At 67.5% G+C, this 15,003-nt stretch carries 12 protein-coding genes; 8 read left to right on the top strand and 4 right to left on the bottom strand.

Going from position 1 to position 15,003, the window contains the following annotated elements; translation table 11 throughout:
- Nucleotides 1–99 precede the first annotated feature (99 nt).
- The 3 genes from mmsA to V7Z82_RS11740 are packed head-to-tail and all read left to right on the top strand — an operon-like array spanning nucleotide 100 to nucleotide 4,159.
- Nucleotides 100–1,620: a multiple monosaccharide ABC transporter ATP-binding protein gene (mmsA, locus tag V7Z82_RS11730; protein ID WP_334151882.1), complete on the top strand. Its 1,521-nt coding sequence runs from the start codon at nucleotides 100–102 to the stop codon at nucleotides 1,618–1,620.
- Nucleotides 1,617–2,984: a multiple monosaccharide ABC transporter permease gene (gene mmsB, locus V7Z82_RS11735; RefSeq protein WP_334151736.1), complete on the top strand. Its 1,368-nt coding sequence runs from the start codon at nucleotides 1,617–1,619 to the stop codon at nucleotides 2,982–2,984. The genes mmsA and mmsB overlap by 4 nt, the downstream gene beginning before the upstream one ends.
- Before the next feature lie 56 nt (nucleotides 2,985–3,040).
- Nucleotides 3,041–4,159, top strand: coding sequence for a sugar-binding protein (locus V7Z82_RS11740; RefSeq protein ID WP_334151737.1), 1,119 nt, complete (start codon nucleotides 3,041–3,043; stop codon nucleotides 4,157–4,159).
- 124 nt (nucleotides 4,160–4,283) lie between these two features.
- On the opposite strand, the gene V7Z82_RS11745 is transcribed toward V7Z82_RS11740, so the two are convergent.
- Nucleotides 4,284–5,657: an HNH endonuclease signature motif containing protein gene (locus tag V7Z82_RS11745; RefSeq protein ID WP_334151738.1), complete on the bottom strand. Its 1,374-nt coding sequence runs from the start codon at nucleotides 5,655–5,657 to the stop codon at nucleotides 4,284–4,286.
- Nucleotides 5,658–5,844: 187 nt separating this feature from the next.
- Between V7Z82_RS11745 and V7Z82_RS11750 the strand changes: the two genes are divergently transcribed.
- Nucleotides 5,845–7,272 carry an alpha/beta hydrolase-fold protein gene (locus tag V7Z82_RS11750; RefSeq protein ID WP_334151739.1) on the top strand — a complete coding sequence of 476 codons (1,428 nt, stop codon included), beginning with the start codon at nucleotides 5,845–5,847 and terminating at the stop codon, nucleotides 7,270–7,272.
- A 38-nt stretch (nucleotides 7,273–7,310) separates the two neighbouring features.
- Here the strand turns inward: V7Z82_RS11750 and V7Z82_RS11755 are convergent, their stop codons facing one another.
- Together V7Z82_RS11755 and V7Z82_RS11760 are read right to left on the bottom strand one after the other, a co-directional pair.
- A complete protein-coding gene (locus tag V7Z82_RS11755) occupies nucleotides 7,311–7,580 on the bottom strand; it encodes a hypothetical protein (protein WP_334151740.1) in 270 nt (89 codons plus the stop codon).
- Nucleotides 7,577–8,470, bottom strand: a complete 894-nt coding sequence (locus V7Z82_RS11760; protein WP_334151741.1) for an SDR family oxidoreductase — start codon at nucleotides 8,468–8,470, stop codon at nucleotides 7,577–7,579. The genes V7Z82_RS11755 and V7Z82_RS11760 overlap by 4 nt, the downstream gene beginning before the upstream one ends.
- Nucleotides 8,471–8,546: 76 nt before the next feature.
- Between V7Z82_RS11760 and V7Z82_RS11765 the strand changes: the two genes are divergently transcribed.
- Nucleotides 8,547–9,107 (top strand): TetR family transcriptional regulator, encoded by a 561-nt coding sequence (locus V7Z82_RS11765; RefSeq protein WP_334151742.1) that lies wholly within the window; start codon nucleotides 8,547–8,549, stop codon nucleotides 9,105–9,107.
- A 51-nt stretch (nucleotides 9,108–9,158) separates the two neighbouring features.
- On the opposite strand, the gene V7Z82_RS11770 is transcribed toward V7Z82_RS11765, so the two are convergent.
- Nucleotides 9,159–9,992, bottom strand: a complete 834-nt coding sequence (locus V7Z82_RS11770; RefSeq protein ID WP_334151743.1) for a spermine synthase — start codon at nucleotides 9,990–9,992, stop codon at nucleotides 9,159–9,161.
- A gap of 162 nt (nucleotides 9,993–10,154) precedes the next feature.
- Here V7Z82_RS11770 and V7Z82_RS11775 point away from each other — a divergent pair, with 162 nt between their 5' ends.
- From V7Z82_RS11775 to V7Z82_RS11785, 3 genes are all read left to right on the top strand, one after another.
- Nucleotides 10,155–11,984 (top strand): ABC-F family ATP-binding cassette domain-containing protein, encoded by a 1,830-nt coding sequence (locus tag V7Z82_RS11775; protein WP_334151744.1) that lies wholly within the window; start codon nucleotides 10,155–10,157, stop codon nucleotides 11,982–11,984.
- Nucleotides 11,985–12,122: 138 nt separating this feature from the next.
- Nucleotides 12,123–13,880 (top strand): Na+/H+ antiporter, encoded by a 1,758-nt coding sequence (locus V7Z82_RS11780; protein ID WP_334151745.1) that lies wholly within the window; start codon nucleotides 12,123–12,125, stop codon nucleotides 13,878–13,880.
- A 115-nt stretch (nucleotides 13,881–13,995) separates the two neighbouring features.
- Complete coding sequence (locus V7Z82_RS11785) at nucleotides 13,996–14,907, top strand: MetQ/NlpA family ABC transporter substrate-binding protein (protein WP_334151746.1); 912 nt, start codon at nucleotides 13,996–13,998, stop codon at nucleotides 14,905–14,907.
- The last annotated feature ends 96 nt before the right edge of the window (nucleotides 14,908–15,003 follow it).

Consider the following 15,003-nt stretch of genomic DNA (forward strand, 5'->3'; position numbering starts at 1 on the left):
ACCAATGTGAACGGTCACATCGAAGGTGACCGCACGTCGCGAGGAAGATCCGTGAGCACCACAGCAACGTTGCCGACTGTTTCAGGCCCGATCTTGGAGATGCGCAGCATCACCAAGGAGTTCCCGGGGGTGAAGGCTCTCTCCGACGTCTCCATCACCGTTCGGACGGGCGAGATCCACGCCATCTGCGGCGAGAACGGCGCCGGCAAGTCCACCCTGATGAAAGTCCTCTCGGGCGTGTACCCCTACGGCTCCTACGAGGGCGACATCCTGTTGTACGGCGAGGAGCAGCGCTACCGCGACATCGCGGCCAGCGAGGCCGCCGGCATCGTGATCATCCACCAGGAGCTGGCGCTCATCCCCGAGCTCTCGGTCACCGAGAACATCTTCCTCGGCAATGAGATCCGCCGCTTCGGCCGCATCGACTGGCAGGCGCAGAAGCAGCGCACGATCGAGCTGCTCGCCCGCGTCGGCCTGAACGAGGACCCTGACGCGCAGATCAAGACGCTCGGTGTCGGCAAGCAGCAGCTGATCGAGATCGCGAAGGCCCTGAACAAGGACGTCAAGCTCCTGATCCTCGACGAGCCGACCGCCGCCCTCAACGAGAACGACTCGCAGCACCTGCTCGACCTGATCCTCGGTCTGAAGGCCAAGGGCATCGCGTCGATCATCATCAGCCACAAGCTCAACGAGATCGAGCAGATCGCCGACGAGATCACGATCATCCGCGACGGTCGCACCGTCGAGACGCTCGACATCTCGCGCGGCGAGATCAACGAGGACCGCATCATCCGCGGCATGGTCGGCCGCTCGCTCGAGAGCCGCTACCCCGACCGCACGCCGGAGATCGGCGAGGTCTTCTTCGAGGTCAAGGACTGGTGGGTGCAGCACCCCACCGTGACCGAGCGCATGGTCGTGAAGGGCTCGAACCTGAACGTCCGTCGCGGTGAGGTCGTCGGCATCGCGGGGCTCATGGGTGCCGGACGCACCGAGTTCGCGATGAGCATGTTCGGCCGCTCCTACGGCACGTTCCTGTCGGGGACGATGATCAAGGACGGTCAGGAGATCGCGCTCCCCGATGTGGCAGCAGCGATCAAGCACGGACTCGCCTACGTGAGCGAGGACCGCAAGGTGCTCGGGCTCAACCTGCTCGACACCATCAAGCGCGCCACCGTCTCGGCGAAGCTCTCCAAGATCGCCCGACGTGGTGTCGTCGACCCGCGCGCCGAGTTCGCGATCGCCGACCAGTACCGCAAGGCGCTGCGCATCAAGACCCCCTCGGTCGAAGAGGGCGTCGGCAAGCTGTCCGGCGGCAACCAGCAGAAGGTCGTCCTCGCGAAGTGGATGTTCACCGACCCCGACCTGCTCATCCTCGACGAGCCCACCCGCGGCATCGACGTCGGCGCGAAGTACGAGATCTACGCGATCATCAACGAGCTCGCGTCGCAGGGCAAGGGCGTCATCGTCATCTCGAGCGAGCTGCCTGAACTGCTCGGCATCTCCGACCGCATCTACACCGTCTTCGAAGGTCGGGTCACCGACTGCATCCCGGCCGACCAGGCGACACCCGAGGCCCTCATGCGCAGCATGACCTCCGCGACTCAGAAAGCATCCGCATGACCACCGAATCGACCACCGCGAAGCGCGGGTTCCACTTCAAGGACATCACGAAGATGTTCGGCGGCGGGCAGTCCACGCTCCGCCAGTTCGGCATCCTCGGCAGTCTCGTCGCGATCCTCGTCGTGTTCCAGCTGCTGACGTTCATCTTCAAGGGCCAGGGACTCACGCTGTCCTCCGGCAACCTGATCAACGTCGTCAACCAGTACTCCTACATCCTGATCCTCGCGATCGGCATGGTGATGGTCATCATCATGGGCCACATCGATCTGTCGGTCGGATCGGTCGCCGCGTTCACCGGCATCATCGTCGCGAAGGCGATGGCCGACTGGAACCTCCCTTGGCCGCTCGCGATCGTGCTCGGCCTCGGCGTCGGTGTGCTGGTCGGTGCGTGGCAGGGATTCTGGGTGGCCTATGTCGGGGTGCCCGCGTTCATCGTGACGCTGGCCGGCATGCTCTTCTTCCGCGGCGCGAACCAGTGGGTCGGCGACTCGCAGTCCATCCCGGTGCCCGACGGCTTCCGCGTGATCGGTGCCGGCTACCTGCCCGAGATCGACCTGCCGCTGCCGTTCAACATCCCGACCATGCTGCTGGCGCTCGCCGGTGTCGCCTGGATCGTGTTCTCCGAGATCCGCCTGCGCCGCGCGCAGCGCAAGATGAACGCGGAGATGGCGCCGACCTGGGTGAGTGTCACCAAGGTCGTGCTGATCTCGGTCGTCATCCTGATCGCCGGCTGGCTGTTCGCGACCGGTCGTGAGGGAACCAGCTTCCCGATCTCCGGCGTGATCCTGCTCCTGCTCGTCATCCTCTACACGTTCATCACCAGCAACACCGTGTTCGGTCGTCACATCTACGCCGTCGGTGGCAACCGCCAGGCAGCACGCCTCTCGGGTGTGAAGGACCGCTGGGTCGACTTCTTCGTCATGATGAACATGTCGGTGCTCGCGGCTCTCGCCGGCATGATCTACGTCTCCCGTGCCACGGCCTCCGGCCCGCAGGACGGCAACGGCTGGGAGCTCGACGCGATCGCCTCGGTCTTCATCGGTGGCGCCGCCGTCTCCGGTGGTATCGGTACCGTCATCGGATCGATCATCGGTGGTCTCGTGATGGCGTTCCTCAACAACGGACTCGCGCTGCTCGGCGCCGGTGCCGACGTGGTCTCGATGATCAAGGGTCTCGTGCTCCTGATCGCCGTCGGCGTCGACGTCTGGAACAAGCAGCAGGGTCGCCCCTCGATCATCGGGTTCATGACGCGCCGGTTCGGCCGCAAGGAAGACCCGGCACTCGAGACCTTCGACCCGAAGGCGAACTACCCCACAGGTCAGAAGTACGAAGCCCCCGCCGTCGACGAGACGCGCGGAAAGTAGGGGTCGAGTCGCGTGCCCGCGTGACAAGACCTTCACACACCAGAGAAAGAGATCACATGAAGAAGATTCTTCTGACGGCGACAGCGCTTGTCGCCGTGGGCGCATTCGCCCTCACCGGCTGCTCCTCGGAGCGTGGCGGAGACACCGGCAGCGGTGCCGGCGAGGAGACCGCGAAGGGCTTCGCCGCCGACGCCACGATCGGTGTCGCGCTGCCGGACAAGACCTCGGAGAACTGGGTCCTCGCGGGCCAGCTGTTCACCGACGGTCTCGAGAAGGCCGGATTCAAGGCAGACGTGCAGTACGCGCCGGCCAGCAACACGGTCGCCGAGCAGCAGAACCAGATCCAGGCCATGGTCACCGGTGGCGCGAAGGTCATCATCATCGGCGCGAAGGACGGCAAGCAGCTGTCCACGCAGGTCGAGGCCGCTCGTGACGCAGGCGTCACGGTCATCGCATACGACCGTCTGATCGAGAACACCGAGGCCGTGGACTACTACGTGGCCTTCGACAACTTCAAGGTCGGTCAGCTGCAGGGCCAGGCTCTGCTCGACGGTCTCGCCGAGCGTGCGGGTCACGAGGCTCCGTACAACATCGAGCTGTTCTCGGGCTCGCCGGATGACGCGAACGCTCCGGTGTTCTTCAACGGTGCGATGGACGTGCTCCAGCCGAAGATCGATGACGGCACGCTGAACGTGGTGTCGGGCCAGACCGAGATCGCACAGACGGCGACCGAGGGCTGGAAGCCGGAGAACGCGCAGCGCCGTATGGACTCGCTGCTCACCTCCTCGTACGGTTCCGAGACGCTCGACGGCGTCCTCTCCCCGAACGACACCCTCGCCCGCGCCATCATCACGTCGGTGCAGGGTGCCGGGAAGCCGGTTCCGGTCGTCACGGGTCAGGACTCCGAGGTCGAGTCCGTCAAGTCGATCATGGAAGGCGTCCAGTACTCCACGATCAACAAGGACACCACGCTCCTCGTCGAGCAGTCGATCAAGATGGTCGGCCAGCTCCAGAAGGGCGAAGAGGTCGACGTCAACGACACCGACCAGTACGACAACGGCAAGAAGGTCGTCCCGGCCTACCTGCTCGACCCGATCATCGTCACGAAGGAGAACGCTGCTGAGGCATACGCCAACGTCCCGAGCCTCCTCGAGATCGTGAAGTCGTACCAGTAATCACCCAGCCCTCATCGAGGGCGAACGAGGAGCCGTCCGGGTCATACGACCCGGACGGCTCTTTCGTTGCCGAGGTGCCTGTGACGAGATGTTCCCGCTCATGTATCCGGACTCCTCCGGCTCCTCAGAACGGCACGGGGTTCGGTGCTGCGGGCTCGAACCGTGCTGCGGGCTCGAACCGTGCTGCGGGCTCGAACCGCACGGTGTTCTGTCGAGGTGGCCGGTCGATGTAGATGCTGCCCGTCGGACTCCGCCACTCGAGCACGCCGCCGGCCGCCTGGGCGACCCGCCAGGGGGAGTGGTGCTTCATCATGTGATGCCGCCGACAGAAGTGCGCGAGGTTGTCGTCGCAGGTCGACCCGCCCTCGGACGCCGGGTGGTTGTGGTCGATGTCGCACATGCGCGCGGCGAGCCCGCACGTGGGGAATCGGCAGCGCTGGTCGCGTGCCCGCAGATGTCGTCTCAGGTGATCGCTCGGTCGATAGCGGTCGACGGCGAGCATCGCTCCGCTGATCGGATGCGTCAGCACTCGGTCCCATCCGGTCGCAGCACCCGCGAGACGTCTGGCAGTGGCGACGTCGATCGGGCACCGTCCGTCGAGCTCGGCCGGAGTCGAGTCATCCCGGTCGGTGCCGCCGCCCATCAGCGTCAGGACCGGCACGGTCACCTCGACGCGAGCCTGAATGGCGCCGAGCAGCGCGTCCGCCGAGTCGTGTCCGGTCGGTGCGCCGGTGAGGACGAGATCCGAGAGCAGGTCCGTGCGGAGCTGATCGACCGTTCGCTCGTCGGTGCTGTCGCCTGCATCCCCGTCCTGCTGCTGCTCCTGCGGCTGCGCATTCGCCGTCCGAGCGCGTTCATCACGGATGCGATGCGCCATCTGCGAGAGGCGGTCGTACATGCCGTGGATGAGCGTCGACGGACCGTGCACGCCGAGTGCTGACATCCCATCGTCGAGGTCCGTGACCCAGACGCGTCGCTGTTCGCGGGCGTCGCGGTGCCGCTCCGTCAGTGAGCGCGACTGGTACTCCTCCGCGATCCTGCGCGCATCGCGCCGCAGTCGGTTCGGCGACTCGACCTCGGCCACCACCAGCACTGCTGCGGCGTAGGCCGCCCGGTCGACCGGGTCGTCGAGATGCGCCCCTGCCTCGACGATGACCCGCGCATGCGCGGCCGTGATGCGACCGGCGCCCTGCGCGGCCCACACTGCCGGCAGGTCGGTCACGAGCCGTGAGGCCGCCGCCATCCGCTGTTCGATCGTGCGATCGCTCACGCGCTGCGCCGCACCGATCTCGGCGGCCACCGCACGAGTCGCCATGTCGCCGTAGTCGGGATGCTCGGCGCCCTGTGCGATGTCGATCGCCAGTTGAGAGGCCATCGCGAGTATGCCGTCGCGAACCGCCTGCATGCCGCTGATCGTCTCCTCCGCCGCCTGCAGCCCGGCGACCAGATCGGCGAGCATCGCCATCTGGGAGTCGGTCGCGTCGAGCAGTGCGGTCATGGACACAGTCCATCACCGACCACCGACATTCGAACAAAGATACGAGAAGGTTCGGTGCGAACCCCGCACGGTCCCCGGGCCAAGCGCACACTTCCGGGTCTCGTCGCTGTGTGCGCAACCTATGGGGCGGCAGTGCGCCGCGCCGTAGGTTGACTCTCACTCGACCGGACCGATGAAGGGATGTCTCATGCATTTCGAGCTACGGAGTGGACGTGGTCGGCAGGCGCTGATCGCCCTCGCACTCGCGACGGCGCTCGCCGCGGGTGGTCTGACTGATCATCAGGCGGCACAGGCGGAGACTCGAACGATCGTGCCCGCCGAGGTCGCCGACGCACCGGATCCCTTCATCCGCGATGTGCAGACCTGGCTGATGACCTCCCAGGCCGACCGCACCTACAAGATCTCCGTGGCGCTCCCGTCCGGCTACAACGCGGACGGTGCACCATATCGAGTGCTCTACGTCACCGACGCGAACGCCGAGTTCGGCCTCGCGGTCGAGACCGCTCGATTGAATGCTCCGGGCACGGTCGTCGTCGGAATCGGCTACGACAACCCCGGCCAGGGGTTCACCGCTTCGGGCGTGCCGAGAACGCTGGACCTGACGCCGACCGACATCGGCGTGGCGACACCGTCCGGCGGCGCACCGGAATTCCTGTCGTTCCTCCGTGACGAACTGGTGCCGCAGATCGACCGCGACTTCAACGTCGACCCAGGCGACCGGGCGCTGATGGGCCACTCCTTCGGCGGACTCTTCGCGACGTACACGCTGCTGCACAACGAGGGCCTGTTCCAGCGCTTCGTGATCGCGAGCCCCTCGATCTGGTGGGATGACCGCACGATCCTCGAGACCGAGAGCGAGTACGCCGCCGAGAACGACGCGCTCGACGCGCGCGTGTTCCTGTCGGTCGGATCGCTGGAGGAGACGACCAGCGGCTTCCCGATGACCAGCGACATGATCGGTTTCGCCCGCACGCTCACGTCGCGCTCCTATGACGGGCTCGAGCTCGGCGCCCATGTCTTCGCGGACGAGACGCACCTGTCGGTGATCGGCGCCGCGTTCAGCCGCGGCATCCGCTTCATCTATGCCGTTCCCGGCACGACCATCCCCGGCACCTCCGTCGACGATCTCGACGAGCCTGCGCCCGCGGCCCCGCAGATCACGACACAGCCGATCGGCGCGAGTGTCGTCGCCGGTCAGGACGCGACGTTCACCGCCGGGGCGATCGGCACGCCGGCGCCCACGGTGCAGTGGCAGTCGAAGCTTCCGGACGCGGGGGACTGGGTCGCCATTCCCGACGCGACCGGCTCGTCCTACACGGTCGTCGCGGCACCGGCATCCGCCACCGGCATCCAGTACCGGGCCGTGTTCACGAACGCGACCGGCGCGACGACCACGGATGCCGCCACGCTCATCGTCACCGCGGACGCGACCGCGACTGCCGACCCTGACGGCTCCGGCGACGGCTCTTCGAGCGGAGGAGCCGGCGCCCCGGATCGCCTCTCGGAGACCGGGGCCGAGTTCGACGTCATCGCGCTGACAGGAGCAGCGGTACTGCTCGCTGCAGGAGGCGCACTCCTGCTCACTCGCAGGCGCAGAGCCGCCGACGGCTCCTGACGCCTGCGAGCGGGGCAGGGGCGACCTTCGACCCCGGGTCAGGCGCCGCTCGCGCCCTCCGCGACGTCGGTCTCCGGACGAGTGGCAGGGCGGGCGCCCTGGCGCAGCCACGGCTGGAACGCCCGAGTCAGCAGCGGCATGACCACGAACGACAGCAGCGCCACGAGCGTGACGGAGAGGATCAGTGTGATCACCGGGATCGGCAGCCCGAGGATGAGTGGTCCGAGGAGGAGCAGCAGCGCGGTGATGAGCGGGTAGACGGCGAGCCAGGTGATGATCGCCATCTTCCATCTGGGCGGTGGAGTCATCGGGTGTACGCTCCGGCGGCGATGTCCTCGATGAGCGTCGGCCCGATCGGCGTCCAGCTGTACGCTCGCTGCGTCACCTCGCTGGAGGCGGTCATGTCCGCACCGAAGAACCGACCGATGAATCCGAAGTGATCGACGGCGTCGGTCGGATCGATCGACGCGGTCGGGATGCCGAGTCGCTGTGCGATCGCCTCGGCGATGACCCGAGTGGGAACGCCCTCCTCGGCGACCGCATGCAGCCGAGCCCCCGCAGGGGCCTGCTCGATCGCGAGCCGCGCCAAGCGTGCGGCATCGCCGCGATGCACGGCTGCCCACGCGTTCGTTCCGTCGCCGATGTAGCCGGAGACGCCGGTGCGCAGGGCGGCAGCCACGATCAGCGAGATGAAACCGTGGTCGCCGATGCCGTGCACGGTCGGCGCGAAGCGCAGCGCGATGCTCTGCACGCCGCGGGCGGCGTAGTCGAGGGCGAGGTTCTCGCTGCCGCCGCGGGGCGCGTCGGGGCCGATTCCGGGGTTCGGGTCGGACTCCAGCGCGGGGCGCGACGAGTCGAGGCGGAGGAGACCGGACGCCAGGGCGAACCGCTTGCCGCTGCCGACCAGGGCATCGCCGAGCGCCTCCACTGCCGCGCGCTCGGCGCGGTCGGACTCCTTGGGGTTCGCCCAGTCGTGCTTGTTCGCGAGATGGAGCACGGCATCAGCCTCGCCCGCGCCCTGGCGAAGCGTATCGAGATCGTCGAGCGTGCCGCGCAGCACGGAGACCCCCGCGCGCTCCAACGCCGCCGTGCTCGCGTCGCTGCGGGAGAGTGCGAGCACGTCGTGCCCCGCTGTGCGGAGCTCGTCGACTGCGGCGGATCCGATCCAGCCGCTCGCCCCGGTGATGAAAACACGCATGTCAAGACCTTTCATGTCAGTGTGTGACATGAGCGTAGCACGTGATGTCATGCACTGTCATCGCTAGGATGAAGGCATGGCGAGATGGCTGGCGGATTCCGAGAATCGACTCAAGCAGGCCGCTATCGACCTCTTCGCCGAACGCGGCTTCGATGCGGTCACCGTCAGCGACATCGCCGCGGCGGCAGGCGTGACCGAGCGCACGTTCTTCCGCTACTTCGCCGACAAGCGCGAGGTGCTCTTCACGAACCAGGACGAGTACCAGGCGCACTTCCTCGAAGCCCTCGACGCGTCGGCGGAGCAGGCGCCGATGTCACTCGTGGAGACTGCCTTCCGCGGTGGCGCCGCATTCTTCCCTGACGAGCGACGTCCGCTCTCCCGGGGGCGTCAGCGGGTCATCGACTCCAGCCCTGCCCTCCAGGAGCGCGAATCGCTCAAGCGCACCAGCCTCGTCGACGCGCTCACCTCGGCGCTCCTGGCCCGAGGCATCAGCCCCCTCACCGCCTCACTCGCCGCGCAGAGCGGATCCGCCGCATTCCACGCCGCCTTCGTCGCCTGGCTCGCCGAGGGGGAGACCCGATCCTTCCCTGAGATCCTCGACGACGCACTGCGTGAGCTGCGGAACCTGCACGCCTGAGCGCCGCACCGGCATCCGCCGCCCGACCGGAGGTCGTCGCGACGCGGTGCGCTAGGCCCAGATCGGGTCGTCGGGGTCGGGGGAGTCCGTGCCGTCGGCGTCGGTCATGATGCGCGCGTCAGCGATCCATGATGTGAGAGGGCCGTCGTGGAGGAAGTGGGGCCGCGGTGTGCCGAGGATCTCGGGGGTCGTCACGATGTCCAGCGGCGCATCGCTCGCGAAGATGACGACGTTGCCGAGTGGCCCTTCCTCATCCTCGGGTTCTGCGTCGAGGACCACGGCGACGTGATCGAACACGGTGCGCAGCGTGGCCGCCTGTCGTCGTGAGTAGTCGAACGGATGCCCATCGATGAGGTTCACTGCGACGACGCCCGCTGCTGCGGAGCGCGCGGCGACCCGTCGGTAGAATTCCAGGCTGGCCACGCGATGCCGGACGACGGCGGCGTCCCAGAGATCGACGACGGTGAAGCACGCATCCACCCAATCGGTGTCGGTCGCGGGGCGACCGGTCGTCTCTGCGGCGCCGAGTCCGGGCGACGGAGATGGCGGCACCGGCGATGGCGTCTCGTTCGGCAGCGGCGCGTCTGCGACCGTCCGAGCATCGCCGAAGATGACGCGCACGTCAGAGCCGGGAGGCAGCGGCAGTGCGGCGATCACTGCTGCGTAGAGATCGGGCTCGAACTCGACCACGAGCTGAGGCGATCCGGCGCGCGTGGCCTCGATATAGCGTGCCAGCGTGAGTGCTCCGGCCCCCAGATGCACGGTGAACAATGGCGCACCGGGCTCAGCGGCGGCATCCATCGCGCGGGCGATGTGCCGGGTGTACTCGTAGTCGAGGTAGGTGGGGTCGGTGATCGAGACGACCGACTGCGGGATTCCATCCACGCTGAGCTCGAAGCGACCGGGTCGCCTTCTCGACTGGACCAGCTTCGCCCTGCGATTGTCTAGTGAGAGCGAGAACACCCGGCGTTTCCATGGCACCCGTCGAGTTTAGGTTCTCGAAGGGCGGGCGAACGCCCAGCCCCACCCGACTACCCTGGAGAGGACATGGCACATCTTCTCGGGGCTGAAGCCCTCCATCTCGAATATCCGACCAGGGTCGTCTTCGATTCCGTGACCCTCGGCATCGAGGAAGGCGACCGCATCGGCATCGTCGGCCGCAACGGTGACGGCAAGTCCAGCCTCCTCGGGATGCTGGCAGGCATCAAGGAGCCGAACTCCGGCCGCGTCACGATGCGCGGCGGCACCACGATCGGCGTGCTCTCCCAGGCGGACACCCTCGCGGACGACGTCACGATCAGCCAGGCCGTGGTCGGCGACACCCCGGAGTACGAGTGGGCCGGCGACTCCCGGATCCGCGACGTGATCGAGGGACTCCTGAAGGACCTGCCGTGGGATGCCGAGATCGGCTCGCTCAGCGGTGGCCAGCGCCGACGCGTCTCGCTCGCCAAGCTCCTGACCGGGGACTGGGACGTCATCGCCCTCGACGAGCCCACCAACCACCTCGACGTCGAAGCCATCACCTGGCTCGCCGGACACCTCAAGAAGCGCTGGAGCCAGAACTCCGGAGCGCTCCTGGTCGTGACCCACGACCGGTGGTTCCTCGACGAGATCTGCACCGAGACCTGGGAGGTGCACGACCGCATCGTCGAGCCCTTCGAGGGCGGCTACGCGGCGTACATCCTGCAGCGCGTCGAGCGCGACCGGATGTCGGCGGCCACCGAGGCCAAGCGCCAGAACCTCGCCAAGAAGGAGCTCGCGTGGCTCCGTCGAGGAGCTCCTGCGCGCACGGCGAAGCCGAAGTTCCGCATCGACGCGGCCAACGAGCTCATCGCCGACGTGCCGGAGATCCGCGACAAGGTGTCGCTGCAGTCGCTCGCCGTCTCTCGCCTCGGCAAGGACGTGGTCGACCTGCTCGACGTCGGCGTGACCTATCCGACCGTCGACCCTTCGACAGGCTCAGGCACCACGGACAAAGTGGTGCTCCGCGACATCGAGTGGCGCATCGCCCCCGGCGAGCGGACCGGCATCCTCGGCGTCAACGGCGCAGGCAAGTCCACCCTGCTCGGACTCATCTCCGGCACCGTCGAGCCCACTGTCGGCCGCGTCAAGCGCGGCACCACGGTCAAGGTCAAGACCCTCACCCAGCGCCTCGACGAGCTCGAGGATGTGCGCCGCGAGCCGGTGCGCGTCGTCATCTCGCGGCTGCGGACCTCGTACACGATGGGGTCGGGTTCCAAGGCGCAGGAGCTCACGCCAGGGCAGCTCCTCGAGCGGCTCGGCTTCGATTCGGCGCAGCTCTCCACGCCGGTCAAGGATCTCTCCGGTGGACAGCAGCGCCGTCTGCAGCTGCTGCTCGTGCTCCTCGACCAGCCCAACGTGCTGATCCTCGACGAGCCGACCAACGATCTCGACACCGACATGCTCGCCGCGATCGAGGATCTGCTCGACTCGTGGTCCGGCACCCTGCTCGTCGTGAGCCACGACCGGTACTTCCTCGAGCGCGTCACCGACCAGCAGTTCGCCATCCTCGACGGACACCTGCGTCACCTCCCCGGTGGAGTCGACGAGTACCTGCGTCTGCGTCAGCTGCAGACCTCGGCACCCGGCAAGTCGCAGACGTCCGTGAACACTGCGAAGAAGGCCTCCAGCCTCGACGGCGCCGCGCTGCGCTCGGCGCAGAAGGAGATCTCGGCGCTGGAGCGCCGCATCCAGAAGCTCACGCAGCAGGTCAACGCGGCGAAGCAGGCGCTCGCGGATCACGACCAGGCGGACTTCGAGGGACTCGGCGTCAAGATGAAGGCGATCAGCGATCAGCAGGCCGAGATCGAAGAACTCGAACTCCGCTGGTTCGAGCTCACGGAGGAGCTCGACTGAGCCGTCGCCCCCGGAAGGGGGGTCTGTTGTTCCTCCCCTCCTGGGAATACGGTGACAGTGCGGTGCGCTGTGCTCTGGGCGGGGTCTGACGCCATCCGGTGTCGCACGGCATGATCCTGCGGCATCCGGGAGGTACACATGGAAGGACTCGAGGTCACGGTCCTGCTCGGGCTCACGATTCTCGCAGGCGCGTTGCTGGCGCCGCGGATCCGGCTGGCGCTGCCGCTCCTGCTGGTGATCTTCGGCCTCGCGCTCGGGTTCATCCCGGCGCTCCGCGAGGTGCAGCTGCCGCCTGAGACGGTGCTGCTGCTCTTCCTCCCGGTGATCCTGTTCTGGGAGAGCCTGACGACATCGCTGCGGTCGATCCGTCGCGACTTCCGCTACATCCTGCCGATGAGCACGGTGCTCGTCGTGGCATCCGCCTTCGCCGTCGCCGGCATCGGCGTGCTGTTCGGGATGCCGTGGGAGATCGCCCTCATCCTCGGTGCTGCCGTCGCGCCACCGGATGCCACGGCCGTCGCCGCCCTCGGGCGCCTGCTGCCCCGGCGCATGTTCATGAAGCTCAAGGCAGAGAGCCTCACCAACGACGGCACCGCCCTGGTGCTCTATGCGATCGCCGTCTCGCTGGCCGTCGGCGGTCAGGTGACCCCGCTCTCGATCACCGGCATGGTGGTGATGTCGTACGTCGGCGGTGTCGCCGCCGGTGTGGTCATCGCCGGCCTCGGCTATGCGCTGCTCCGTCGCGTCTCCTCGACCATGGTCATCAACGTGACGCTGCTGCTGATCCCGTTCTCCGCGTTCCTCCTCGCCGAGATCGTGCACGCCTCGGGGGTGCTCGCGGTCGTCGTCGCCGGACTCGTCGTCGCCTACGTGTCTCCGCGGGTGACCACCGCGTCCTCGCGTCGCCAGACCGATGCCGTCTGGCCGTTCGGGGTGTTCCTGCTCAACGGAGCCCTGTTCGTGCTGATCGGCCTCGAGGTGCAGTACGTGGCGCACGAGATCTCCGCAGCGGCGATCGGCCGACTCGTGCTCGTGACCCTGGCGGTCTGGGTGACGCTGCTGGCCGTTCGCTTCCTGTTCCAGCTGTTCAGTGTGCCGTTCCAGCGGTCCACCGAGCAGCGCCCGCCGTGGCGGCGGCGCATGCGCGGCATGACGGTGTCGACCGTCGCCGGGATGCGGGGCGCCGTGTCGCTCGCGATCGCGCTGTCTGTGCCGACATCCCTCGCCGCCGGGGGAGGGCTCGCCGGTCGCGACGAGGTCGTGTTCGTGACCGCCGGCGTGATCCTGCTGAGCCTCCTGGTCCAGGGGCCGCTCCTGCCGGCCTTCGTGCGCTGGGCCCGCATCCCCGTCGACCACGCCGCCGACGAGGAGTACGAGCTCGCCGAGCGCGCGATCTCGGGTGCGGCGCTCGCCGCGCTCGACGATCTGGCGGCGGAGCACGGCATCGGCCAGGAGGTGCGCGACCGGGTTCGGGCGGAGGGCTATCTGATGCTCGAGCTCGCCAACGCGAAGTCGCTGGCCCGTGAGCAGGCCATCGTCGACGCCGAGGCCCGCGCACTCGATGACCTGCTCGATGAGCCGGATCCGCTCGGCGGTGCCGTGCAGACCGAGCCGGACAGCGGGGGAGGTGTCGGGCTCACGACGCCGACGGATGCCGCGGAGGGCGTGACGCTGCAGATGCTCGCGAGCTCCACCGACGTCGACCTGCTCCAGCGCTCGCCCCTGGTGCGGCACGAGGAGCACTCGACGCTCAAGCTCGCCCTGCTCGACCGAAAGCGCGAGGTGCTGCTCGGGCTGCGTCGCTCCGGCACCGTCGACGACCTGATCGTGCGCCGCATCTCGGCCCGCCTCGACCTCGAGCAGGTGCGCCTGCAGGGGATCGAGGAGTTCGACTGATCGGTCGCCGCACCCGGAATTCCGGGCTGTGACGCTGTGTGACGAGTGGATTCTGCGTGCGCGCCGGTGCCTGCCTAACGTATTCGAGTCCCCCAAGAGAGGAACCCGTACTCACATGTCCCGTCGCTCCACCTCCATCATCGCCGCACTCGCGGTGGTCCCACTCTTCGTCGCGCTCGCAGGCTGCGCCACGAACTCCTCCGACGCCGGTTCCGGCGAGGGTGAGTCCACCACGCCCGAGGTCGTCAAGATCGGTGTCGTCGGCAAGGGCGACGCGCAGTGGCCGGCCTTCGTCGACGCTGCCGCTGACGAGGGCATCAAGGTCGAGCTCGTCGACTTCGGCTCCTACGAGCAGCCGAACCCGGCGCTGACCGAGGGCGAGATCGACCTCAACCAGTTCCAGCACATCGTGTACCTCGCGGAGTACAACAACGCCTCGGGATCTGACCTGACGCCGATCGGATCGACCGCGATCTACCCGCTCGGGCTGTACTCGAGCAAGTACGACGACGTGAAGAGCATTCCGGAGGGCGAGACCGTCGCGGTTCCGGACGATGCCTCGAACCAAGCTCGTGCGCTCAACGTGCTGCAGCAGGCCGACCTCGTCGAGCTCAAGGACGGCGGCACGCCGTACTCCGACCTCGCCGATATCGACACCGACAAGTCGAAGGTCAAGGTCACGGCGCTGGAAGCCGCGCTCATCCCGACCTCGTTGCCGGATGTTGCCGCTGCGATCATCAACAACGACTTCGTCACGGACGCCGGCCTGACGTTCGACGACGCCATCGCGCAGGACGACCCCGAGGACCCGAACGCGCTGCCGTACGTGAACATCTTCGCGGCCCGCGCCGAGGACGCCGACAACGAGACGTACCTCAAGCTCGTCGAGATCTTCCAGACGAATGAGGACGTTCAGGCTGGACTGCAGGAGTCGTCCGGCGGCGTCGCTGTTCCGCTGCAGACGCCGGTCGAAGACCTCGTCGCATCGCTCAAGAAGGTCCAGAAGGACGCCGAGGACAACAAGTAAGCACCGACGGGGACCATCCCGCCTGATGCGAGAGAATCGGGTGACGCCACACGCGTCACCCGATTCGTCTTTTCCCAGAACCAGACCGGAGCACAC

Source organism: Microbacterium sp., assembly GCF_036823965.1.
Lineage (GTDB): Bacteria > Actinomycetota > Actinomycetes > Actinomycetales > Microbacteriaceae > Microbacterium.

Excerpts from the sequence above, each read along its gene's own strand:
- mmsA (WP_334151882.1), top strand. The coding sequence starts at position 100 with ATGCGCAGCATCACCAAGGAGTTCCCGGGGGTGAAGGCTCTCTCCGAC.
- mmsB (WP_334151736.1), top strand. The coding sequence starts at position 1,617 with ATGACCACCGAATCGACCACCGCGAAGCGCGGGTTCCACTTCAAGGAC.
- V7Z82_RS11740 (WP_334151737.1), top strand. The coding sequence starts at position 3,041 with ATGAAGAAGATTCTTCTGACGGCGACAGCGCTTGTCGCCGTGGGCGCA.
- V7Z82_RS11745 (WP_334151738.1), bottom strand. The coding sequence starts at position 5,657 with ATGACCGCACTGCTCGACGCGACCGACTCCCAGATGGCGATGCTCGCC.
- V7Z82_RS11750 (WP_334151739.1), top strand. The coding sequence starts at position 5,845 with ATGCATTTCGAGCTACGGAGTGGACGTGGTCGGCAGGCGCTGATCGCC.
- V7Z82_RS11755 (WP_334151740.1), bottom strand. The coding sequence starts at position 7,580 with ATGACTCCACCGCCCAGATGGAAGATGGCGATCATCACCTGGCTCGCC.
- V7Z82_RS11760 (WP_334151741.1), bottom strand. The coding sequence starts at position 8,470 with ATGCGTGTTTTCATCACCGGGGCGAGCGGCTGGATCGGATCCGCCGCA.
- V7Z82_RS11765 (WP_334151742.1), top strand. The coding sequence starts at position 8,547 with ATGGCGAGATGGCTGGCGGATTCCGAGAATCGACTCAAGCAGGCCGCT.
- V7Z82_RS11775 (WP_334151744.1), top strand. The coding sequence starts at position 10,155 with ATGGCACATCTTCTCGGGGCTGAAGCCCTCCATCTCGAATATCCGACC.
- V7Z82_RS11780 (WP_334151745.1), top strand. The coding sequence starts at position 12,123 with ATGGAAGGACTCGAGGTCACGGTCCTGCTCGGGCTCACGATTCTCGCA.
- V7Z82_RS11785 (WP_334151746.1), top strand. The coding sequence starts at position 13,996 with ATGTCCCGTCGCTCCACCTCCATCATCGCCGCACTCGCGGTGGTCCCA.